The sequence below is a fragment of the Marinobacter sp. genome, from assembly GCF_040882185.1.
In the GTDB taxonomy this organism is placed as follows: domain Bacteria; phylum Pseudomonadota; class Gammaproteobacteria; order Pseudomonadales; family Oleiphilaceae; genus Marinobacter.
Window position 1 is genome coordinate 21,354 of the sequence record NZ_JBBEBW010000032.1, and the last position, 22,185, is coordinate 43,538.

The following is a 22,185-nucleotide window of genomic DNA, read 5'->3' on the forward strand; positions in this document are numbered from 1 at the left end:
TCTGAAAACACTAGCCAGCTTCTCTAACCACGAGCTTCAGGATGAATGCGCTGTTGACCCAAATCGAGTTCTGGCAGTACCTCAGCATACCGGTGATTGCAGCGCTGATTGGCTGGCTCACCAATTGGCTGGCCATCAAGATGACCTTTTACCCGCTCGAATTCGTTGGCAAGCCACCGCTACTGGGCTGGCAAGGCATTATTCCCTCAAAAGCACGCAAGATGGCCGCCATCAGTGTCGATACCACGATCTCCAAAATTGGCACCGTCAATGAAATATTTGACCAGATTGATCCTCAGGTGCTGGCGGCCCATATCGTTCATTCCGTGGAACCCCGCACCGAGGAATACGTTGACGAACTGATGTTGCAGGAATACCCGACCTTCTGGGAGAACCTGCCTGCCACTGCTCGCCGCATGGTGTATGACCGCGTCCGCAAGTCTACCCCCCGACTGGTTGACAACCTTGTCGGGGATGTATCAAACAATATTGAAGATTTGCTGGATATCAAAGGAATGGTGATTGACCGGCTCGCCGCCGACAAAAAGTTGCTTAATAAAATCTTCCTTGAATGCGGCGAGGTGGAATTTCGGTTTATCGTAAATTCCGGTTTTTATTTTGGCTTCCTGTTCGGCCTCATCCAGATGACTGTCTGGTATTTCCACCAGAGTTGGTGGGTGCTGCCCTTTTTCGGTTTATTGGTGGGTTGGGCCACTAACTGGATCGCCCTGAACGTGATCTTCAGGCCCCTTCACGAAAAGAAAATCGGCCCATTCCGGCTCCAGGGGCTTTTTCTGAAACGACAGCATGACGTGGCGCATTCGTTCTGCCATATCGTCACCCATGAGATTCTGACAGTAAGCAACATCGTCAATGCCATTCTCAACGGACCCAATGGTGAACGCGCCCGCAACATGGTCAAGAAACATATCAAGCCGCTGGTGGATGAAACTGCTGGCATGGGCAAAGCCCTGACTCAGGTGGCATTCGGCCCCACCGGCTTTGCCACACTGAAGTACCAGGTGGGCGAAAAAGCCGTAGCAATATCTCAAACGTCCTTCACCAATCCGATATTCCTGAAAGACCGCGCCGAAGCGGTTGAGCGCATCATGGTGGAACGGATGATTGCGCTATCGTCAGAGGAGTTCCAGAACCTTCTCCGGCCCTGCTTCCAGGAAGATGAAATTAAATTGATCCTCGTGGGAGGGGTCCTTGGCTTCACCGCAGGTGTTGGGCAACTGCTGTTTATATTCGGCTATTAAAAGCCTTCAGGTTTCGCACAGAAAGTTTTGCCTGATGACATGTCTCAAGACACGAAAGTTTGGAACACGATAGTCTGGACGCTTGCACCGCAACGTAACTTACAGCCAGAGGTGTCCCGTCTGGCTAATTCGTTGGCGTACTGAGCCGCTGAGGGCGGGACACTAGTGCCTGTCCGGGTCCTGCGAACGTAGCAGTTCTGCAAAGGTTTTAGAGGTCGGTTCTCCCCGATCCAGAATACCCGGCGGCAATACATCTGGCAGACGACGAACCATGTTATCTTCGTCTTCCCGCACCACCGACATCACCTGGTCCACCGTTATAAGGTCCAGCGAGCGGCCGGGCACTAACAGGTCACCGTTTGGTCCTGCCAGTGAAATCAACCCACCCCGTATCAGCTTATCGCTCATGCGCCTCGCCACCTCTCCGGGCACCCGCAACTGTCGTTCGAGCTTTTCCTGCTGAGGCGCAGGCTTACCCTCACTGAAGGGTTTGCATACCAGCCACATAATCACCATGGCCACTTTTTCCTGTAGGTCCGGTGAGAAACGCACCCGGTGACGCTTGGCAACGGAACTTGGATTCTGAAGATAAAATACGATGCTGGCGCCCAGCAAAAGAATCATCCAGTTGAGGTATACCCAGATCAAAAGAATGATACCAATGGCGAAACTGGAGTAAATGGCAGCGTACTTGGCAGAGCCCGCAACAAAGGACGCAAATAGCATTCCCCCGGCCTGCCAGGACACTCCCGCGATCAAGCCGCCGATAAACGCATATCTGAGTTTGACCCGAGTGTTAGGCATGAACACATAAACAAAAGTGAATGCGCTGGCCACCAGGAAGAAGGGGGTAAAACGACTGAGTATCAGAACGAAGGAGCCCAGAGGTTCGATGGCAATCAGCGCCTGCACAAACTCGGACGAAAATATCGTCGCGCTGGCGCCGATGGCCGATACCATCAGCAAAGGCCCGACCATGATAACGCTGAGATAGTTACTGAAGCGCTGGGAGACTGATCGACCATCCGGCACGCGCCAAATCATATTGAAGGAGCGCTCGACCTTCTGGACCAATGAGATCACGGTATAGACCAGCAGGGCAAGGCCAACAGAACCCAGAACTCCCACCTTCATATTATCCACAAACCCCAGTATCTTTTCTGCGATCTCAATGCCCTGAGGGCCCATGGGCTGAAAAAACTGATACAGGAAAGGCTCCATGCGCTGATGGACACCCAATGCTTTCAACACCGAAAAACTCAGCGCCAGCAAAGGCACAATGCTGAGCAGTGTGGTGTAAACCAGACTCATGGCGTGCAGGGTCAGATTGCCATTAATGATGTCCCGCACCAGTGCATAAGCCGTGCGCCCAGTCGTATGTAGCCAGGTCCAGGGCCACTTCTGGGGCGGATTGGGGTTGGCAAGAATCCAGTTTTCAGCTGCCTGAAGCCGGTCTCTAATATCGTTGGAAGCCACAAAACGTCCTGTTAGAAATCGTCAAAAAATACCGTATGGCAGTAGTATGGCGTATTTCCCCGCAACTTGCGGAATCACGCTGCCATGCCACCCCTGTCAGCATGGGGCAGGTCAAGCAACCCAACGGTCCAGGGTGCCATCGCGCATACCCCGCAGGCTCTCGGCGGTCAGTTCGACGATTCGCTGGCGCGCTTCACGACTGGCCCAGGCGGAATGGGGCGTCACGATGAGATTTGGGATATCACTCGCCAGCAACGGGTTATGGTTCTTGGGCGGCTCTTCCGTCAGCACATCAAACCCTGCTCCCCCGATCACTCCGGCCCGCAAAGCATCTGCCAGCGCCTGCTCGTCCACCAGGCCGCCTCGGCTGGTATTGATTATCAGGGCATCAGGTTTCATTGCCGCCAGTTCTTGTGCGCCGATCATGTGGCGGGTTTCCGGCGTCAGCAGGCAATGCAGCGATAACACGTCCACCTGGGGCAGAAGCTGCGCCATCGGAATACGCGGAATACCTTCCACAGAGTCAGCAGCTTGCCCCGGCCTTGCGCCCAGCAAAACCTTCATGCCGAATGCCTTGGCCCGTTCAGCCACACCCTGCCCGAGATCCCCGTAACCCACAATACCCAAGGTTTTACCCTCAAGTTCCATGATCGGGTGACTCATCAGGCAAAACTGCGAACTTTGGGCCCAACGCCCGGCCTGGACATCCCGATGGTAGTCTACCAGCCGGGTCGCCAAAGCCAGAATCAGCGCCAAGGTGTGCTGGGCCACCGTCGAGCGCCCGTAACGGATCACGTTCACCACTCTAACGCCTGCTGTTTTAGCAGCATCCAGATCAACGTTATTGGTCCCGGTTGCGACAATGGCGACACGTTTCAACTGAGGATTGGCTTCAAAATGCTCAGCACCCAGCACCACTTTGTTCACCAATACGGTATCAAAGCCTGCAATACGTTCCTGCACCTGTTCAGGTGTTGTTCGCTCATGAAGCACCAGCTCGTCCAGAGTCTCCCGGATGGCTGAGAGGTCGATATCAATGCCAAGGGTGGCGGCATCCAGGAAAACAGCTTTCATTAATTATCCCTCTGTTGTTTAAGCCAAATTAATCTAGCAGCTTCAAGATTAAGTTAGACTGAGGAAAACTTCCATTGCAAGGAGCCTCGCTCATGGATCATGAATTCTGGCACACCCGCTGGGAGAAGAAAGAAATTGGCTTCCACGAAGGCACCGTCAACCGTTATCTTCATGTTCACTGGTCAGAGCTTGCTGATCACAGTACCGACGCGGTGCTTGTACCTCTTTGCGGCAAAGCCAAAGACATGTGGTGGTTGCACGACCGGGGGCATCCGGTCATTGGAGTGGAACTCAGCGACGTCGCCTGCAAGGACTTTTTTGAAGAGGCACACGCGAAAGCGTCGGTGCATCCCGGACAGCCTTTCACCACCTTCCGCCATGACAATCTTGAACTCTGGTGTGGCGATTTCTTCCAACTGGTGCCTGAGGACCTCAAGCACGTTCGACTGGTCTATGACCGGGCGGCGCTTATCGCCCTCCCACCGGGCATGCGAACCGATTATGTGGAGCATATGACGGCCGTTTTACCGGAGCAGGTCTCCATTCTGCTGGTGACGCTGGATTATCAAAATGACGAAATGAAAGGGCCGCCTTTCAATGTCAGTGACCTTGAGGTGGACGAACTTTATGGCCGGGACTGGGATATCGAACACGTGGTGACCAACACCCTGGCCAAGGATCATCCCTTTGCCAAGCGCAAGGGCCTGAGCGGCGCCACAGAAAGTGTGTTCAAACTAAAACGACGTGAAGGCACGGAATAACCACAAGAAAAATACGTCCATTCACGAAACAAAACAGAGTTGTCACTGTCCAACGCCGGTAGACTGATCTAAGCTAAAATTATCCAAACCAGAAACCGTCCGCCGGCGTATCTGGTAGTAAGACTCCATCTAACTCAACCAACTACCAATGAATCGCCGGTACAGGCGGTCCGAATTGATCGGGGAATTTTGCGTGAATCAAAGCTGATAAAACAGCAAGCGAGGGGCCACCATGAGCATTCTTCAGCACTTCAAAAACCGGTATGACGCCACTCAGGAGGAGGAGTTTTCTCTCGAGGAATATCTGGAGATCTGCAAAAAGGACTCGTCTGCCTATGCCACTGCGGCCGAGCGCATGCTCATGGCCATCGGTGAGCCAGAACTGACTGATACATCTCGGGATTCCCGTCTCTCCCGGATTTTCTCCAACAAAGTTATCAAGCGTTATCCGGAATTCTCCGAGTTCTATGGCATGGAGGACGCGGTCGAACATATCGTGTCGTTTTTCCGCCATGCAGCTCAGGGGCTGGAGGAGAAGAAACAGATTCTTTACCTGCTCGGCCCGGTAGGTGGCGGTAAGTCTTCCCTGGCGGAGAAGCTCAAGCAACTGATGCAAAAAGTGCCCTTTTACGCCATCAAGGGCTCCCCCGTTAACGAATCACCCCTCAGCTTGTTCAACGTCGATGAAGACGGCAACATCTTGAAGGAAGAGTACGGCATCCCGGCCCGATACCTGAAGACAATCATGTCTCCCTGGACGGTCAAGCGGTTACACGAGTTTGGCGGTGATATCAGCCAGTTCCGTGTCGTCAAACGCTACCCCTCGGTACTCGACCAGATCGCCGTTTCCAAAACGGAGCCCGGTGACGACAACAACCAGGACATCTCGGCCCTGGTGGGCAAGGTTAACATCCGCATGCTGGAAGATTTCTCCCAGGATGATCCGGACGCCTACAGCTTCAGCGGTGGTCTGTGTAAGGCCAACCAGGGGCTGCTGGAATTTGTTGAGATGTTCAAAGCGCCTATTAAGGTGCTCCATCCGTTGCTGACAGCCACCCAGGAAGGTAACTACAACACTACCGAGGGCATGGGTTCCGTACCGTTTGACGGGGTGATCCTGGCCCACTCGAATGAATCCGAATGGCAGACCTTCCGCAATAACAAGCACAACGAGGCCTTCCTTGACCGGGTCTACATCGTCAAGGTGCCCTATTGCATTCGCGTCACCGAAGAGATCGACATCTATCGTAAATTATTGCGCGACAGCTCCCTGCATGGCGCCCCTTGCGCCCCGGACACCCTCGACATTTTAGCCCAGTTCTCAATTCTGTCGCGTATGAAGGAACCGGAAAACTCCAGCATCTTCTCAAAAATGCGAGTGTATGACGGCCAGAACATCAAGGACACAGACCCGAAGGCCAAATCGATCCAGGAGTACCGGGACTCCGCTGGCGTCAACGAAGGCATGGACGGATTATCAACCCGCTTTGCCTTCAAGATTCTCTCGAAAGTGTTCAACTTTGATAACTCCGAGATCGCAGCCAACCCGGTTCATCTGCTGTATGTGCTTGAAAAGCAGATTGAACAGGAACAGTTCCAGCAGGAAACCCAGGAGCGGTACCTGCGTTTTATCAAGGAATTTCTGGCGCCCCATTACGTCGAGTTTATTGGCAAGGAAATCCAGACCGCCTACCTGGAGAGTTACAGCGAGTATGGTCAGAACCTGTTCGACCGCTACGTCACCTATGCTGACTTCTGGATTCAGGATCAGGAATACCGTGATCCGGAAACCGGCGAAATTCTCGACCGCTCATCCATCAACGATGAGCTGGAAAAGATCGAGAAGCCTGCCGGTATCAGCAACCCGAAAGATTTCCGCAACGAAGTGGTTAACTTTGTTCTGCGGGCGCGGGCGAACAACCAGGGTCGCAACCCGTCCTGGCTGAGTTATGAAAAATTGCGCAGTGTGATCGAGAAGAAAATGTTCTCCAACACCGAAGACCTGCTACCGGTGATTTCGTTCAACCCGAAAGCTAGCAATGAGGATCAGAAGAAACATAAGCAGTTCGTCGAACGGATGGTCGACCGAGGCTACACCGAGAAGCAGGTACGACTGCTGGCTGAATGGTATCTGCGGGTCAGGAAGTCTCACTAACCGCCGACCGCATCATTAGCCAGTAAGGGCGCCGGAAGGCGCCCGGACAATTGCAAGAAAGTGCCACCAGGAGTGCCACTATGGGTATGACCCACATTGTCGACCGACGACTGAACGGCAAGAACAAAAGCGCAGTGAACCGAGAACGGTTCCTGCGCCGATACCGCCAGCACATAAAGAAAGCCGTGGCGGAAGCCGTCCAGCGCCGGTCCATCACGGATATTGAACGGGGTGAAAGCGTCAGCATTCCCTCCCGGGATATCCAGGAGCCGATCTTCCACCATGGTCAGGGTGGCAAGCGGGAGATGGTGCATCCGGGCAACAAGGAATTCATCGCTGGCGACACCCTGCCCAAACCCCAGGGTGGCGGTTCCGGCCAGGGCCAGGGGCAAGCCAGCCCCGATGGCGAAGGCATGGATGAGTTTGCATTCCAGATTACCCAGGAAGAGTTCCTGGAATTTCTATTCGATGATCTGGAACTGCCGAACCTGGCCCGCAAAAAACTGAAAGACACCGAAGCGTTCAAATATGTGCGCGCCGGTTTCTCTACCCAGGGCGTTCCGGCCAAGCTGGACGTAGTGCGATCCCTGCGAGGCGCTCACGCCCGCCGTCTCGGTCTCGGCGGCGCCCGCCGAAAAAAAATCCGTGAGCTGGAAGCCCAGTTGGCAGCACTGAGAGCTGCGCCGGATGATCTGGACCCGGCCTTCAGCCATAAGGATCAGATCGACGTTCTCGAACAGGAAATCGCCCGCCTGAAAGCCAACGTACGTCGCATTCCCTTTATTGACGAGATCGACCTTCGGTATCGACAACATTTAAAGCAGCCTCAACCGGCCACCAGTGCAGTCATGTTCTGCCTGATGGATGTGTCCGGCTCCATGACACAAATGCATAAGGACATCGCGAAGCGGTTTTTTATCCTCCTTTACCTGTTTCTGAAGAAAAACTACAAACGCATTGATGTGGTGTTTATCCGTCATCACACTAGTGCCAAGGAAGTGGATGAAGAAGAATTCTTCTATTCCCGTGAAACCGGCGGAACTATCGTTTCCAGCGCGCTGAAGTTGATGCACAAGATCATCGAATCCCGTTATTCACCTTCGGAATGGAATATATACGCAGCCCAGGCCTCCGACGGGGATAACTGGAATGATGACTCCCCGGTCTGCGGCCAGTTGCTCGCGGAGAATGTGCTGCCGCTGGTGCAATACTTTGCCTATGTGGAGATCACGCCTCAGGATCACCAGATGCTCTGGTACGAATACGAAAAAATCCATGAGCGCTTCCCGCAAAGCTTCGCCATGCAGCAGATCGCGGACCCCGGCGAAATTTACCCGGTATTCCGACATCTGTTCGAGAGGAAAGCAGCATGACCGCCTCCATCGAAAAACCGTCCACCCGCAACCCGATTTCCACCGGTTCGGAATGGACTTTTGACCTGATCCAGCAATACGACGATGAAATTGCCAAGTGCGCCGCCGAGTTCGGGCTGGATACCTACCCGAACCAGATTGAAGTAATCAGCGCCGAGCAGATGATGGACGCCTACAGTTCGGTTGGCATGCCGGTGGGCTACCATCATTGGTCCTTCGGCAAACAGTTCCTGAATACCTCCAAGGGTTATCAGAGGGGCCAGATGGGGCTGGCGTATGAGATCGTCATTAATTCTGATCCCTGCATCGCCTACCTGATGGAAGAAAACACCTTGCCCATGCAGGCTCTGGTCATTGCTCATGCCTCCTACGGCCACAACTCTTTCTTCAAGGGCAACTACCTGTTCCGCACCTGGACGGACGCCAGCGCCATCATTGATTACCTGGTGTTCGCCCGCAATTATCTGGCGGAATGTGAAGAACGACACGGGTTGGACGCCGTCGAGGAAATCCTGGATTCCTGTCACGCCCTGATGAATTACGGCGTCGACCGCTATAAACGACCCTCGCCGATTTCAGCCTCGGAAGAGCAGCAGCGCCAGAAAGATCGCGAGGAATACCTGCAACGACAACTCAATGACCTCTGGCGGACCATACCCAAGTCCGGGCGGGACGAGGAAAAATCCCGGCGCAAGAAGCGCTATCCGGCGGAGCCCCAGGAAAACCTGCTCTATTTCATTGAAAAGAACGCTCCCCTGCTGGAAACCTGGCAGCGGGAAGTTATCCGCATTGTGCGCAAACTGGGGCAATACTTTTATCCCCAGCGCCAGACCCAGGTGATGAACGAGGGCTGGGCAACCTTTTGGCATTACACCCTGCTGCATCGCCTGTATGAAAAAGGTCTGGTCACCGATGGCTTCATGCTGGAGTTCCTGCAAAGCCACACCGCTGTGGTCTACCAACCGCCCTTCAACAGCCCGTGGTACTCCGGCCTCAACCCTTACACCCTGGGCTTCTCGATGTTTACCGACCTGCGTCGGATTTGCGAAAACCCTACCGATGAAGACCGGGAATGGTTTCCTGACATCGCTGGCACAGATTGGGTGGAAACGTTGCATTTCGCCATGAAGAACTTCAAGGATGAGAGTTTTATCCTGCAGTTCCTGTCTCCTAAAGTCATGCGGGATCTCAAGCTCTTTGCTATTGGCGATGACGAAGATGAAGAGGTCTACCGTATTACCGCCATTCATGACGAAACCGGCTATCGCCGTCTGCGGGAGCAATTGGCGAGGCAATACAACCTGAGCTTCAGGGAGCCCAACATTCAGGTATGGAATGTGGACGTGCGTGGTGACCGCTCATTGACCCTGCGGCATATCCCGGTTAACAGCGTACCCCTGGACGAGTCCAGCAACGAAGTGATTCGTCATGTTCATCGTCTCTGGGGTTTTGATGTGCACCTGGAAAGCATGGAGGACGGCGCCGTAACAGAAGAGTTCCACTGCCCGCCGCGAGAGTTCGATCTGGATGATGTATAGCGGAAACATTGCACTAACGCATCGCCAGGCTGGCGGTCACTGTTGGCACGCGTACCACGACAGCGAGGCCCCCGCCATCAGCGGGGGAAAGGACCAGTTCGCCCCCATAAAGCTTGACGAGGTCCATGACAATAGCGAGCCCGAGGCCGGAGCCCGAGCGGTGTTCGTCCAGTTTGCCCCCGCGCTTCAACGCGGTCTGGCATTCGCTCTCGGTCATGCCTTTACCGTCGTCTGTGATAGTAATCGAGAACTGATTCCCACTCACTTCACAGACCATAGACATTTCACTTCTGGCCCATTTAACGGCGTTTTCGAGAACGTTCCCCAGTATCTCCTGCAGGTCCTGGGAGTCCATTCGCACCTGGATGGACGGTACGGGGCCTTTGTTGAACTTCAGCCCCCGGCGTTCTGCCAAACGGCCGATACCGTCAAGCACAGGCGACATCACCGTTTGTACATCTACCGATGTCGTCAGTGACACCGCGCCCGCCGCTGAAGCACGGGCAAGATGGTGCCGTACGGCTTCATCCAGGCGCGACAGCTCTTTTACGACGGCGTTGCGCTGGGCATCCGGCAACCGGTCCGACAGGGTTTTCAACACACTGACCGGCGTTTTGAGGGCGTGAGCCAGGTTGCCTGCGGCAGTCCGCCCGCGCTCGATCAGTTGCCGGTCCCGGTCAAGTATCATGTTAATCGCCTCTGCCAACTCCCGCAGTTCGGCCGGTAAATCCGTGTCCAGTTTCTCGATACTGCCGCTTTCAACCTCCCTTAGGTTACCCCGGATACGCCGCAGCGGCGTCAGACCCCAGCGAACCTGAAGCGCCAGACCAACGATTAACAGAAAGCCCAGCACTGCCAGGGAAATCCAGAGCAACTGGCGAAACCGATTCACCTCCGCATCCAGTTCTACCCGGCTGGCGGCGACGGTCAGATGAAGGGTGGCATCGAGGTTCGACAACTGGACGTCCCGTTCAATCCGTCGCAGGGCCTGCCCTCTGGGGCCTTCGATATCCCGAATATCAATAGCGCGGTTCTCGATGGTGGGTAGCCGCTGATCCCAGAGCGAACGGGAGGTCAGTGTGCGGTCGTTCTGGTCCGTCACCTGCCAATACCAGCCGGAGAAAACCCTATCAAAACGGGGGTCTCCGAGGGCGCGACCGCTTACCAGAGTGTTCTCCACCGGGTCATAATCTATCCCCGCCAGCACCACATTCAGCAGAGATTCAAGGCGCTCATCAAAAGCGGTGGTGACTGCCTGATTAAAGTTGTAGGCCAGCAAAGCTCCCGCCACTGGCAGCATGACAAGCACCAGCATCAGCGCGGCGATCAGCAACCGGGTGCCAACCGCAAGCCGGCGAAATCTTGCGATCAACGGGACTGGTCCGCTTCGAGCACGCGATAACCCTGCCCCCGCACCGTTTCGATACGATCACTTCCAAGCTTGCGACGCAGGCGGCTGATCTGGACATCAATGACGTTGGAATCCGGTTCCTGGTCGCGATCATAAACGTGTTCGGACAGCTCGACACGGGTGACCAGGCGAGGAGCTGCGTGCATCAGATAGGCCAGTAAACGGGATTCCTGGGTCGTCAGCGTCACGGGTAGCCCTGCCAGAGTCACCTGCCCGGTGTGAGTATCAAAAGCCAGATCCCCGATCGTAAGTACCGGGTGGGCATGGCCATGACTGCGTCGCACCAGAGCTCGCAGCCGAAACAGCACTTCGGCGGTCTCAAAAGGTTTGGTGACGTAATCATCGGCCCCGGCGGAAAATCCCGCGGCTTTATCCGACCAGCGCTCCCGGGCGGTCAGCACCAGCACGGGCAGATCAATTCCTTCCTCCCGCCACTGGGAAAGCCAGTGGTTACCGTTGCCATCAGGCAGCCCCATATCCAGGATAACGACATCATAGCGTTCGGTCTTCAAAAGGAAGTCCGCATCTCCGCCCGTGGTCACTGCTTCCACCAGCAGTCCGGCATCTTTAAGCGCATCCGCCAGGGCTTCAGCCAGCGGCTGGTCATCCTCTACCAGTAGAACTTTCATGTTGTAAACCGCTTCATTTACGAGTCATACCCCGTATATTACTGCCTTCAATACCGATTAATTGGCCGGAGACTGCGTTAACTTCAAACTCGACAACCTGGCCGTGCGGACCGATCATTTCGATTTCATAGATAACCTGGCCGTCATCCCGCTCAAATTCCACCTCAACGACCTGGCCCATGTAGTCTTTCTCGAGATCGTTCAATACGGAGGAAAGCGACACGATACGGCCCGCTTCCACTTCCCGGTGTAGCTCAGCCCAGTCATCGTCGGCGCGGGCAATAACAGAGACCCCGCCAATCGTGAACGTGAACAATAACAACAATAATGTCGGCATAAACCAAGGCAGCGTTTTCATAGCACCAGTGTGTCAAAACATACATGAACAGAATATGAATGGTTCGCTCAGCTCCCCGAAAGGTGACCCTTGGTAAAAAGGACACACTGACGACGTCGCCCCTCTGCAATCAACACGTGTCGGCGCCAGTGAGAACACAGATACCAGTATGCGCTTTGCATATATATTTGACGAATCAGAACCCAAGCAAGGAGTATGAATGATGAAAAAGACAATCCTGAGTTTTGCCGTTGCAACCGCTTTGATCGCACCCACGGCCTTTGCCGAGGCGCCCATTGCCAGCGTTGATGATGCCCTGAAAGCAGGCAGCGACTACGGCATCCAGTACTACAAGGAATTTGAATTCGACGATGACAGCAGCGTCGAAATTGAAGGCTGGGTTGACGATGAGTGGTTTGTAGAAATCAATGTTTCCTCAAACGGGGATGTCACCCACGAAGAGCGCAAACGTCGGGTTGATGGCCCGTGGGGCATGCAGGAGAATGACGTACGTCAAGCGGTTGAGGCGGCCAAAAGCAATGGCATGACCACCATTGACGAAATCAGTATCGAGAGCGATGGCTACATTGAAGTAGAAGGCGAAGACGATAACGGTCACGATGTGGACTTCAGGAGCGATAAGCCGGTCTCAAATAAAAGCTGATCGACGTATCATAGGGCACCGCCACGCGGTGCCCGTTCCAGCTTACCATTACAGACGTACCATCCCTGTGGCTAGGAAATAAACCAAAAGGAAACTCACTTACGTGGCCGATGAATCGTCAATGCCTGCCGAAGACCACCATGCATGCGACCTGCCGCTGGTACTGGCTGGCCCCATTCTGAGGCATGTTACCCCCGAACGAATCGTGCTCTGGCTGGTGTCAAGTGAACCCTGCTCCCTGCAATTTACCGTCACTGTCGCGAACTCCGATGAACTGCTGGAGGATCAGCTTCTCAGCCCAGACCATGTAACAACTCTGGCCGTGGGCACTCACGCTTTCCTGCACCTGATCGATTTCGCTACCCAGGCGCCTTTGCCCACAGATACGCGATTGGCTTATGACATTGGCGTTGCCACAGGCACCTCAGTCCAGACCACCTGGATTCTGGACTGGGCTTCGCATCTCTGCCTCCCCGGGGCTATCAGGCCTGATTTCGTGATCAAGAGCCGAATCGACCGGCTCTTCCACGGCTCCTGTCGGCGACCGCACCATCCTGCTGAGGATGGCCTGGTCCGGGTCGATGAAGAACTGATCGCCGCCGGACCTGACATTCTGGAGCGCCCGGCATTACTGATGATGACTGGCGACCAGATTTATGCTGATGATGTAGCAGGGCCCATGCTGCGCAGTATTCACGAGCTGATCGAGCGGTTGGGGCTGTTCCATGAATACCTCGAGGGCGGCGTGGTGGCTGACAGCAGGGAGTTGCTTAATCACCCGGATACCTATTACCACCGTGATGAACTGCTACCTGCGACCAAAAGCAACGAAGCTCTGACCGAGCGTTTTTTTGGCGGTGTGGAAAAGCCCGTATTCACCACCAGCAGTGCCCAGAACCACCTGATTTCATTTGCTGAAGTCATCGCTATGTATCTGTTGGTGTGGTCGCCTGTGTGCTGGCGCCTGGTAGACCCCCGGCAACCGCAACTCGACGATGACAAAGCCGCCCGCTATCGGCAGGAATTAACGTGCATTGAGCATTTTGTCTCAGGCTTGCCCCGCACAGCCAGGGCAATGGCCCATCTGCCTTGTTATATGATTTTTGACGACCACGATGTCACCGACGACTGGAACCTGTCTGCACTCTGGGAAGCCACTGCCTATGGGCACCCCTTCTCAAAGCGGATTGTCGGTAACGCCCTGCTGGGATACATGCTTTGCCAGGGCTGGGGCAACAACCCTGGCGCTTTTGAGGAGTTGTTGTCGCAGGCAGAGGCGCTGCTGAATCGGGACAAACCTAAAGGGTTTCTCGACATTGGCGCCCAGGACCGACTCATTGACGAGCTCCTGACGTTCCATCACTGGCACTACACGCTGCCCACCAATCCCAAGATTGTGGTCCTCGACACCCGCACCCGACGCTGGCGCAGTGAGATCACCCGCAGTTACCCGTCCGGCCTCATGGACTGGGAGGCATTAACCGAGTTCCAGCAGGCTGTCATGGGAGAGCAAGCCGTGATCGTGGTGTCTTCTGCCCCGATGTTTGGCGTAAAGCTGATTGAAACCATTCAACGAATGTTCACCTGGGCTGGCAGGCCATTGCTGGTAGACGCAGAAAACTGGATGGCGCATCGCGGAGCAGCCAACGTGCTACTGAATATTTTTGGTCATTCGGGCACGCCGAACAACTTCGTTATACTGTCGGGCGATGTGCACTATTCATTTGCTTATGATGTTCGCCTGCGCCACAAGCAGAGCGGCCCCGACATCTGGCAGATCACCAGCAGCGGACTCAAAAACGAATTTCCGGAAAGTTTGCTGGAATGGCTCGACCGGATCAACCGTTGGCTGTATGCCCCCTGGTCTCCCCTGAACTGGTTTACCAAGCGGCGGCGGATGAAGGTAACCCCCAGAATGCCGTCGGGGCGTGAGGCCGGAGAACGACTCTGGAATAATTCCGGCATCGGGTTGGTGACGCTGGACCCGGAGGGCGCGCCGACTGACATTCGTCAGCTCAACGCAACCGGCGGCGGAACCCGGTTTGAACAGGGCAAACATACCGTCCGGCGCTAGGGAACTCGGTGGAATTTACGGATGGCCGCGTGGAACCCTATGACATCAGCGTCGCCTGTACCGGGTTCCGGATTACTTTCCCCTTCTTCGATCCCGACTTCATCGATTTTGAACAGGCCAGCCAACTGCCGCTGTACCGCTACTCCAGCGTCAGAAGACTGGTTTCAAGACGCGACGGGTCCGGCACTGTAACCCGGCCATATTGGAAACTGACCAGACCGTCGGCTTCAAATTCCTTCAGCACTTTGTGAACACCCTGGCGGGTCATCCCCATCATGTTGGCAATATGCTCCCGGGTCAGCCTGAAGCTGACCGGCCTCGAGTCTGCCACTGTGTCACCATGCATCTGAGCCAGGAACAGCAGCCGTCGGCCGATTCGCGGTTTGACGCCCCGAAGGGCATCGTCCTCAATCAATGACATGGCGGCCCAGAGTCGGCGACTGACCAGATCCAGCGCGACCGGGTAACTCTCGGGGTTACGGGCCAACAGTTGCCGGAAGCCCTCACCCGAAAGTTCCGCCACGGAGACCGGCTCGTGGGCAGTGGCACCATAGACCCGCGGCATTCCGGGGGAAAATACGGTATCTCCGAACCAGGCGCCAGCGCCAAAAATAACCAGGACAGCCTCTCTGCCCGCCGGGTTTACAGAACTGATGCGAACGGTACCCTCAGCAATCACCGAAAGCGACGACTGCATCGCCCCTTTGCCATAAATTGGCTCATCAGCTTTGAACTGGCGAACGCGAGCCATCGCCGATGCTTCTTCAAGCGCTGGCTCCGGAAAAACAGAAAACAGGGGGCAACGTTTCAGTACAGCTTTAATGTCGGTCATCACCAGAGTGTAAACCATTTGACAGTGTTGGTAAGGAAGTCCGGCCTACACTCACTGAATAGCTTATAACAACAGCCACACCACAAATGATCAAAGAGGTCTTTCATGTCATCAGCAACCTCATCACAATTAAACATACCATCCAAAAAAGACAGCGTCAGTGCCGAAGAATGGCAACTACGGGTCGACCTTGCCGCCGCCTATCGTCTGATTGCCCTTTATGGCTGGGACGATCTGATCTTTACCCATATTTCCGCCCGCATTCCTGGCGATGAGCATCACTTCCTGATTAATCCCTACGGCCTGATGTTCGAGGAGATTACGGCTTCCAGTCTGGTTCGGGTGGATCAGGACGCCAACAAGATCAACCCCGAAGATTTCGACATCAACCCCGCTGGCTTCACAATCCACAGTGCCATTCACGCAGTCCGCGACGATGCCGAGTGCGTGATGCATACCCACACTGCCGCCGGGGTGGCGGTTTCGGCGCAAAAAGACGGCCTGCTGCCTCTGTCCCAGCAAAGCCTGTTTCCTCTGGCCAGTCTTGCCTACCACGATTATGAAGGTGTGGCCCTGCGAGAGGATGAAAAGGCCCGGCTACAGAAAGACCTGGGCAATGCCAACTCGATGATCCTCCGCAACCATGGCTTGTTGACGGTAGGGAAAAGCATCGCCAACGCGTTTCTCGGCATGTACATCCTGCAGCGAGCCTGTGAGGTGCAGATCAGTGCCCTGTCCGGTAATCGGGAACTGACCCCGATACCCGATGGCATTGTGGATACCATCAAGCAGCAGGCGTCCCAGGTCACCAAAGGCCAGGGCGGCAACCTCGCCTGGCCAGGACTGCTGCGCAAACTCGACCGCCTCGACCCCGGCTTCCGTGACTGATACAGGTGAACTGACATGACCGAGACAACAAAAACACACGCCACCTTTACCCACATGCAAGAAGGCACCGAAGAGGACTGGCAGGCGATTGGCAGCCACTTCCGTCAATTTGCCAAAGGCCTGCCGGATCGCATCATGACTCATCTGAAACTGCTGGAAGGCGATTTCGGCGGGTTCCCGGTAGACCGCCTCACCCACTGCCTGCAAACCGCAACCCGGGCACATCGCGACGGCAAGGACGAGGAATATGTAGTCTGCGCCCTGCTGCATGATATTGGTGACACCCTGGGTACCTATAACCACGCCGACGTGGCGGCTGTTTTGCTGGAGCCGTTTGTCACTGAAGAGAACCACTGGATGGTCAAGAACCACGCCATTTTCCAGGGTTACTACTTTTTCCATTATCTCGGCATGGACCGGGACATGCGGGATCAGTACCGTGACCATCCCCATTATGACCGTACGCTGGAGTTCGTCAGCAAGTACGACTCACCCGCTTTCGATCCGAAAGCTGAAACCCTGCCCTTGAGTTACTTCGAGCCGATGCTCCGCCGAGTGCTCGCAAAGCCCCGAAAATCGCTGTACAAGAAACCCGCCGAAGCGATGTAATTCAATAACAACAAGGTAGTCGCACCATGCTGGGAAACATCGGGCTGTTGGCCGGGTTGGTTCTGTTGATCGTCATGGCGCTGAGGGGCGTCAATATTTTGATTGCCGCCCTCAGCGCCAGTCTGGTGGTAGCCGTTACTAACGGTATGGGAATATCAGAGGCGTTACTGCAGAATTTCCCCTTTGGCCCTCTTGGCGCGTTCAGTTTTGCCGGTAAATTCTTTGTGCTGTTTCTCACCGGCGCCGTCTTCGGCAAGATGATGGCAGCCAGTGGAGCGGCGGGGTCTATTGCCAGTGCGGTCACCCGCAAGCTCGGCGCCAAGCACACAATTCTCGTCTCCATGCTGGTATGCGCCATGCTGACGTACGGCGGCGTGGTGGTGTTCGTGGTGATCTTTACCATGTACCCCCTTGGCGTTGCGCTGATGCGAGAAGCCAACCTGCCGAAACGGCTTTTCTGCGGTGCCGTTGCCCTGGGGGCTGGCACCTTCACCATGACGGCATTACCCGGTACACCGTCTATCCATAACGTTATCGCCGCCTCGGCACTGGGCACCGACCTGTTTGCCGGGGCCTTTATTGGCATCGTAGCAGCGGTGGTTATGTTCGTGCTCGGCATGGTTTATCTGGAGCGACAATGGACCAAAGCCCGGGCCAATGGTGAGGGTTATGTTGCCAATAGCCAGGACGAGAACATGGAGCAACTGGCGCCCACGCTCACCCATGGGCCGAACTGGAAACTCAGCGTGTTGCCGCTGGTGGTAGTGCTTTCCACTATTATTCTGCCCCGCCTGCTTACTGCTACCGGTCTGGTCACTGAAAACACAGCCGGGTTGGGCGGCCTGGTCACCTTCGCCAACGGCGAACCTATTATCTGGCCGAGCTTTGCCCTGGTGCTGGGTGCCGCCAGCTGCGTGGTGTTATTTGCCAGCTTCCGCGCCAAAGCCATGCAAAGTCTTGGCTCCGGGGCGGACGACGCCATCATGCCGCTATTGAATACCGCAGCGGTCATCGGCTTCGGTGGCGTAGTGACCCAGACTTCCGGTTTTGGCGCCTTTGCCCAGTGGGTGCTGGAGCTGCCGCTACCACCTCTGCTGTCGGTATTCGCCTCGGTCAGCGTGGTGTCTGCGATTGTGGGATCGGGCTCCGGCGGGCTTCAGATCTTCATGCAAACCTTCGCCGAGCGCTACCTCGCTCTGGGTGTGGAACCAGAAACCCTTCACCGGATCGCCACCCTCGGGTCCGGCGGACTTGATTCATTGCCGCACTGCGGCGCGGTTATTGCGATGTTGACCATCATGGGCCTGAAACATCGTGAAGCCTACAAAGACATCTTCGTAGTGACCGTTGCCATTCCGGTGATCGCCACACTGACAGCCATCGGCATAGTGACGGCTTTCTGAGCGTTGGAACATCAGCCACACCGGCGGGTCCCAAAATGTGCGACGCCTCTGATAGAGAAACCAAATAGTCTGATTCGGCACTCGTTTCCGAAGCGCTTTGTTGCGTATACTTGCAAATTGCAATGACACAAAAACAAAACCGGAGGCGCACTGCTGACCGGGTGCAAGAGGACGCACAATGAAACGCCTGGGAACACTGGATGCATCTTGGCTAGCGGTCGAGTCTGAAGATACGCCGATGCATGTAGGAAACCTGCAGATTTTTTCCCTCCCGGACGATGCGCCGGAAACCTTTCTGCGGGATCTTCTGGACAGGATGAAGGCTGATTTTGAGTTGGCACCGCCCTGGTGTTACAAGCTTGTTTACACAAGTTTTCTGGGTCGGCTGATCGCCCCCGCCTGGAAATCCGACAAGACGATCGACCTTGATTACCACGTGCGCCACTCCGCCTTACCAAGGCCCGGCAGTGAACGGGAGCTGGGCATTCTGGTTTCCCGCCTGCACTCCAACCCACTGGATTTTGCCCGTCCGCTGTGGGAGTGCCACATCATTGAAGGGTTGGAGCAGAACCGGTTTGCGCTCTACACTAAAATGCATCATTCCATGATCGATGGCATCAGCGGCGTACGGCTGTTGCAGCGCGTACTCTCCACCAACCCGGCCGAGACCAACATGCTGCCGCCCTGGTCTGTCAGGCCCCAGCAAACCCGCGCCAGGCGCACCGATCGTGAAGCCAGCGTACCGGCGGCTTTTTCCCAGGCATTAGAAGCATTGCGCATCCAGGCCGACATGGCACCTCGCCTGGTAGGAGCGATGAACCGCCTGGTGAACTCAGTGCGCCATCCAAATGATGATCTGACAGCGCCATTTACCGGACCGCGCTCAATACTCAACAAACGGGTGACCGGCCAGCGCCGATTAGCCACTCAGCACTACCAGCTTGATCGTCTCAAGGCGCTGACCAAGACCACTTATGCTTCCCTGAACGACATTGTGCTTTACCTGTGTGGTACCGCCCTGCGGCGATTTCTGATCGAGCAGAAAAGTCTGCCGGATACTTCACTGACCGCAGGTATTCCGGTGAACATCCGTCCGGCGGATGACCAAGGCACCGGCACCGCCATCAGTTTTATGATCGCCACGCTGGCCACGAACGAGGCCGACCCGATCACCCGGCTGAACACGATCAAAACCTCGACCCGACGCGCCAAGGAACACCTGCAGAAATTGCCCCGCAGCGCCCTGAACCAATACACCATGCTGCTGATGTCGCCTTACATACTGCAATTGATGTCAGGCCTGGGCGGACGCATGAGGCCGGTGTTCAATGTCACCATCTCCAACGTGCCAGGGCCTGAGAAGCCGCTGTATTATGAAGGCGCAAAACTGGAAGCCATGTATCCGGTATCCTTGATCGCCCATGGCGGAGCACTCAATATTACCTGTCTGAGCTACGCAGGCTCGCTGAACTTTGGTTTCACCGGCTGCCGGGACACCCTGCCCAGCATGCAGCGGTTGGCGGTTTACACCGGCGAGGCGCTGGATGAGCTGGAAGCCCTGATGGCCCCAAAAACCGCAAAGCCTGCGACTCGGCGCAAGACAACAAAGAAAAAGTAACGGTCAGTAAAGCCACGACAGGATTGCGGCGCTGGCATTACGACCCTTCGACGCTTCTCCAGTGCGCAGCGCCCACGAAAATCAGCTGCAGAAATCGGGTGGTGCGGTTTCTGACCTGTTCAACCTGGTACTCGTCGTCCGGGGAGATTCCCAGCAAGTCAGTCAGGCTGAACGCCACACTGCGAACGACCAGATCGCAGGTCATGTCCAGATCCCGGTCGTTCAGGTGCTCAACGAGCCTCATTCGCCGCAGGTCGTTGGCAAGTTCGCTGGTAAAAAAGCGCATTTCACTGCGAATACTTTCCTGAACGGCGTGGCTCTCACCCGCCAGCCCTTGCGCCATAAAGAAGAAAAAGCTGCGATTGGCTTCCACATGGCGGACGAAGATCGCGACCGATTCCGCCATCAACTTGTCAGCCTGCAAAACGTTGGCGCGAGCCTCACGCATCATCTTTCTTAACACCAGACCCAGCTCGTCCACCAGTTGGAGTCCCAGGTCGTCCATATTACGGAAGTGTCGATAGAACGAGGTCGGCACAATGCCCGCCTCACGGGTGACTTCGCGGATTCCCAGGCTGGCAAAGTGTCGGCCTTTGCCTACCAGTGACAGCGCAGCCGTCATCAGCTTGTCGCGAGTCTCACCGGGCTTACGCCGTTGCTTGTCTGCCATGTTAATAGACCACCGTTAGGATTACGGTAACAAGTGTACACATTTATCTTAGTCGCCGGAAATCTGAGCTGTCATATCGAGCCATAATACGGACATTTTCACTTACCCAACCCTTTTCTTACTAAATAATTCACAATTAAATTTATATAATTCATAGATCTGTATATGACCCATGCACTCCAGCGATTGTTGTTGACAGACTGACCGGACGTTGTGTACAGTCGTGCACATATTGTGAACAACTGTACACATGGAGAGGAAAAACCATGCTGTCATTACTTGAAAACAAACCATCACTGCGTTGGCTCGGCAAGCAGCTTTTTAACCGGGAAGATCCGGCTGCTTTTTTTGACCCGCTGCTGGAACGCATCAACCCGATGTGGGTGCGCCAATACGTGCCCGCGCGAGTAAAGTCGGTGGTCGATGAAACCGCTGATACCAGAACCTTTATTTTGAAGCCTGCGGCTCGCTGGGGTGGCTTCAGAGCTGGTCAGCACATCACGATTGGCATTGATATCGAGGGCGTACGCCGGACCCGCACCTTCAGCCTGTCGAGCGCACCCGCCCAGTGGGAGCGGGAGGGCACGGTCACCCTGACCATCAAACGCCTGCCCGGTGGCCTGGTAACGAACTGGATGCATGACCATCTCGGGACTGGCGACGTTATCGGTCTGGGTCAAGCATTCGGTGATTTCCGACTGCCAGAAGCGGACGAGCCGATACTCTATATTGCAGGCGGCAGCGGAGTGACACCGGTTCTGAGCCAACTTGAGGCGCTGGCCCACAGGGGTTACCGGGCGCCTGTCACCCTGCTCTATTTCGTTCGCACCCAGGCCGACATTATTGGCGCCGAGAAACTCCATGCGCTGCGCTTGAGCTGGCCCGCTCTGACCTTGAGCATCGTCGCGACGAATGAGGGTGATACGCCCGAGTACCTGAATGAACTGCATCTCGACGACGTACCCGATGTCACTGCGCGCCGGTGCTATCTGTGCGGCCCCAAAGGCCTTATGGATCTGGCCGGTGAGTTGCTTGATCAGCGCGGCATCGAGGAAGGACGCATCCACAGCACCTTGTTTTCAGTACCAAAGGCCACTCTGAATGACGACAATTTCGGGGGCGAAGTCCAATTCAGTCGCAGCGGTATCAACGTAACCTCCGCAGGCGACGCCGTATTGCTCGAAACGGCTGAAGCAGCGCAGCTTTCCCCTCAGCACGGTTGCCGTATGGGCGTGTGTCACCAGTGCAGTTGCAGGAAGACCAGCGGCACCGTGATAAACCGGCTTACCGGCAAGGCCTCCGGCCCCGGGGAAGAAACCATCCAACTGTGTATCTCGGTCCCCCGCGGCCCGGTCTCTGTCGATCTTTAATGGCCTTCTTAATACCCACTTGATTATAGAATTCCGGACCG

19 protein-coding genes are annotated in these 22,185 nt (G+C 55.5%); 12 read left to right on the forward strand and 7 right to left on the reverse strand.

Translation table 11 applies throughout. The features are described from left to right. Window positions 1-41 precede the first annotated feature (41 nt). Window positions 42-1,262 (forward strand): DUF445 domain-containing protein, encoded by a 1,221-nt coding sequence (locus WEB64_RS15160; protein ID WP_368060767.1) that lies wholly within the window; start codon window positions 42-44, stop codon window positions 1,260-1,262. A gap of 162 nt (window positions 1,263-1,424) precedes the next feature. Here WEB64_RS15160 and WEB64_RS15165 read toward each other — a convergent pair whose 3' ends face one another. Together WEB64_RS15165 and WEB64_RS15170 are read right to left on the reverse strand one after the other, a co-directional pair. Continuing rightward, the gene (locus WEB64_RS15165; protein ID WP_368060766.1) at window positions 1,425-2,738 is read right to left on the reverse strand and encodes a YihY/virulence factor BrkB family protein; all 1,314 of its coding nucleotides are present in this window, start codon (window positions 2,736-2,738) and stop codon (window positions 1,425-1,427) included. Between the two features lie 111 nt (window positions 2,739-2,849). Next, window positions 2,850-3,812: a D-2-hydroxyacid dehydrogenase gene (locus WEB64_RS15170; protein ID WP_368060765.1), complete on the reverse strand. Its 963-nt coding sequence runs from the start codon at window positions 3,810-3,812 to the stop codon at window positions 2,850-2,852. A gap of 92 nt (window positions 3,813-3,904) precedes the next feature. Between WEB64_RS15170 and tmpT the strand changes: the two genes are divergently transcribed. From tmpT to WEB64_RS15190, 4 genes are all read left to right on the forward strand, one after another. Then, window positions 3,905-4,573, forward strand: coding sequence for a thiopurine S-methyltransferase (gene tmpT / locus WEB64_RS15175; RefSeq protein ID WP_368060764.1), 669 nt, complete (start codon window positions 3,905-3,907; stop codon window positions 4,571-4,573). A 232-nt stretch (window positions 4,574-4,805) separates the two neighbouring features. After that, entirely contained in the window at window positions 4,806-6,728 is a 1,923-nt protein-coding gene (locus tag WEB64_RS15180; protein ID WP_368060762.1) for a PrkA family serine protein kinase, read from the forward strand. Between the two features lie 86 nt (window positions 6,729-6,814). Further along, the gene (locus WEB64_RS15185) at window positions 6,815-8,101 is read left to right on the forward strand and encodes a YeaH/YhbH family protein (protein WP_368060830.1); all 1,287 of its coding nucleotides are present in this window, start codon (window positions 6,815-6,817) and stop codon (window positions 8,099-8,101) included. Further along, window positions 8,098-9,639: a SpoVR family protein gene (locus tag WEB64_RS15190; protein WP_368060760.1), complete on the forward strand. Its 1,542-nt coding sequence runs from the start codon at window positions 8,098-8,100 to the stop codon at window positions 9,637-9,639. Before WEB64_RS15185 ends, WEB64_RS15190 begins: the two co-directional genes overlap by 4 nt. A gap of 13 nt (window positions 9,640-9,652) precedes the next feature. Here WEB64_RS15190 and WEB64_RS15195 read toward each other — a convergent pair whose 3' ends face one another. The 3 genes from WEB64_RS15195 to WEB64_RS15205 are packed head-to-tail and all read right to left on the reverse strand — an operon-like array spanning window position 9,653 to window position 12,037. After that, window positions 9,653-11,011 (reverse strand): sensor histidine kinase, encoded by a 1,359-nt coding sequence (locus WEB64_RS15195; protein ID WP_368060758.1) that lies wholly within the window; start codon window positions 11,009-11,011, stop codon window positions 9,653-9,655. Continuing rightward, window positions 11,008-11,679 (reverse strand): response regulator, encoded by a 672-nt coding sequence (locus WEB64_RS15200; protein WP_368060756.1) that lies wholly within the window; start codon window positions 11,677-11,679, stop codon window positions 11,008-11,010. Before WEB64_RS15200 ends, WEB64_RS15195 begins: the two co-directional genes overlap by 4 nt. Before the next feature lie 13 nt (window positions 11,680-11,692). Further along, a complete protein-coding gene (locus tag WEB64_RS15205; protein WP_368060754.1) occupies window positions 11,693-12,037 on the reverse strand; it encodes a PepSY domain-containing protein in 345 nt (114 codons plus the stop codon). 199 nt (window positions 12,038-12,236) lie between these two features. Here WEB64_RS15205 and WEB64_RS15210 point away from each other — a divergent pair, with 199 nt between their 5' ends. Then, complete coding sequence (locus WEB64_RS15210; RefSeq protein ID WP_368060752.1) at window positions 12,237-12,680, forward strand: hypothetical protein; 444 nt, start codon at window positions 12,237-12,239, stop codon at window positions 12,678-12,680. A gap of 121 nt (window positions 12,681-12,801) precedes the next feature. Beyond that, entirely contained in the window at window positions 12,802-14,754 is a 1,953-nt protein-coding gene (locus WEB64_RS15215; RefSeq protein ID WP_368060829.1) for an alkaline phosphatase D family protein, read from the forward strand. 139 nt (window positions 14,755-14,893) lie between these two features. Here the strand turns inward: WEB64_RS15215 and WEB64_RS15220 are convergent, their stop codons facing one another. Next, window positions 14,894-15,586, reverse strand: a complete 693-nt coding sequence (locus WEB64_RS15220; RefSeq protein WP_368060750.1) for a Crp/Fnr family transcriptional regulator — start codon at window positions 15,584-15,586, stop codon at window positions 14,894-14,896. Window positions 15,587-15,691: 105 nt separating this feature from the next. On the opposite strand from WEB64_RS15220, the gene WEB64_RS15225 reads away from it, so the two are divergent. The 4 genes from WEB64_RS15225 to WEB64_RS15240 all read left to right on the forward strand — a co-directional run bounded on the left by WEB64_RS15225 (window position 15,692) and on the right by WEB64_RS15240 (window position 20,104). Then, window positions 15,692-16,474 (forward strand): class II aldolase/adducin family protein, encoded by a 783-nt coding sequence (locus tag WEB64_RS15225; RefSeq protein WP_368060748.1) that lies wholly within the window; start codon window positions 15,692-15,694, stop codon window positions 16,472-16,474. 15 nt (window positions 16,475-16,489) lie between these two features. Continuing rightward, window positions 16,490-17,083: an HD domain-containing protein gene (locus WEB64_RS15230; protein ID WP_368060746.1), complete on the forward strand. Its 594-nt coding sequence runs from the start codon at window positions 16,490-16,492 to the stop codon at window positions 17,081-17,083. A 26-nt stretch (window positions 17,084-17,109) separates the two neighbouring features. Next, complete coding sequence (locus tag WEB64_RS15235) at window positions 17,110-18,486, forward strand: GntP family permease (protein WP_368065675.1); 1,377 nt, start codon at window positions 17,110-17,112, stop codon at window positions 18,484-18,486. A 178-nt stretch (window positions 18,487-18,664) separates the two neighbouring features. After that, the gene (locus WEB64_RS15240) at window positions 18,665-20,104 is read left to right on the forward strand and encodes a wax ester/triacylglycerol synthase family O-acyltransferase (RefSeq protein WP_368060742.1); all 1,440 of its coding nucleotides are present in this window, start codon (window positions 18,665-18,667) and stop codon (window positions 20,102-20,104) included. Window positions 20,105-20,141: 37 nt separating this feature from the next. Here WEB64_RS15240 and WEB64_RS15245 read toward each other — a convergent pair whose 3' ends face one another. Next, window positions 20,142-20,774 (reverse strand): TetR family transcriptional regulator, encoded by a 633-nt coding sequence (locus WEB64_RS15245; protein WP_368060740.1) that lies wholly within the window; start codon window positions 20,772-20,774, stop codon window positions 20,142-20,144. Window positions 20,775-21,040: 266 nt separating this feature from the next. Between WEB64_RS15245 and WEB64_RS15250 the strand changes: the two genes are divergently transcribed. Beyond that, complete coding sequence (locus WEB64_RS15250) at window positions 21,041-22,144, forward strand: ferredoxin reductase (RefSeq protein WP_368060738.1); 1,104 nt, start codon at window positions 21,041-21,043, stop codon at window positions 22,142-22,144. The last annotated feature ends 41 nt before the right edge of the window (window positions 22,145-22,185 follow it).

Bases quoted from the DNA above. Each gene is read 5' to 3' on its own strand.
- WEB64_RS15160 (WP_368060767.1), top strand. From the start codon at position 42: ATGAATGCGCTGTTGACCCAAATCGAGTTCTGGCAGTACCTCAGCATA.
- WEB64_RS15170 (WP_368060765.1), bottom strand. From the start codon at position 3,812: ATGAAAGCTGTTTTCCTGGATGCCGCCACCCTTGGCATTGATATCGAC.
- tmpT (WP_368060764.1), top strand. From the start codon at position 3,905: ATGGATCATGAATTCTGGCACACCCGCTGGGAGAAGAAAGAAATTGGC.
- WEB64_RS15180 (WP_368060762.1), top strand. From the start codon at position 4,806: ATGAGCATTCTTCAGCACTTCAAAAACCGGTATGACGCCACTCAGGAG.
- WEB64_RS15185 (WP_368060830.1), top strand. From the start codon at position 6,815: ATGACCCACATTGTCGACCGACGACTGAACGGCAAGAACAAAAGCGCA.
- WEB64_RS15190 (WP_368060760.1), top strand. From the start codon at position 8,098: ATGACCGCCTCCATCGAAAAACCGTCCACCCGCAACCCGATTTCCACC.
- WEB64_RS15200 (WP_368060756.1), bottom strand. From the start codon at position 11,679: ATGAAAGTTCTACTGGTAGAGGATGACCAGCCGCTGGCTGAAGCCCTG.
- WEB64_RS15205 (WP_368060754.1), bottom strand. From the start codon at position 12,037: ATGAAAACGCTGCCTTGGTTTATGCCGACATTATTGTTGTTATTGTTC.
- WEB64_RS15210 (WP_368060752.1), top strand. From the start codon at position 12,237: ATGATGAAAAAGACAATCCTGAGTTTTGCCGTTGCAACCGCTTTGATC.
- WEB64_RS15215 (WP_368060829.1), top strand. From the start codon at position 12,802: ATGCCTGCCGAAGACCACCATGCATGCGACCTGCCGCTGGTACTGGCT.
- WEB64_RS15220 (WP_368060750.1), bottom strand. From the start codon at position 15,586: ATGACCGACATTAAAGCTGTACTGAAACGTTGCCCCCTGTTTTCTGTT.
- WEB64_RS15225 (WP_368060748.1), top strand. From the start codon at position 15,692: ATGTCATCAGCAACCTCATCACAATTAAACATACCATCCAAAAAAGAC.
- WEB64_RS15230 (WP_368060746.1), top strand. From the start codon at position 16,490: ATGACCGAGACAACAAAAACACACGCCACCTTTACCCACATGCAAGAA.
- WEB64_RS15235 (WP_368065675.1), top strand. From the start codon at position 17,110: ATGCTGGGAAACATCGGGCTGTTGGCCGGGTTGGTTCTGTTGATCGTC.
- WEB64_RS15240 (WP_368060742.1), top strand. From the start codon at position 18,665: ATGAAACGCCTGGGAACACTGGATGCATCTTGGCTAGCGGTCGAGTCT.
- WEB64_RS15245 (WP_368060740.1), bottom strand. From the start codon at position 20,774: ATGGCAGACAAGCAACGGCGTAAGCCCGGTGAGACTCGCGACAAGCTG.
- WEB64_RS15250 (WP_368060738.1), top strand. From the start codon at position 21,041: ATGCTGTCATTACTTGAAAACAAACCATCACTGCGTTGGCTCGGCAAG.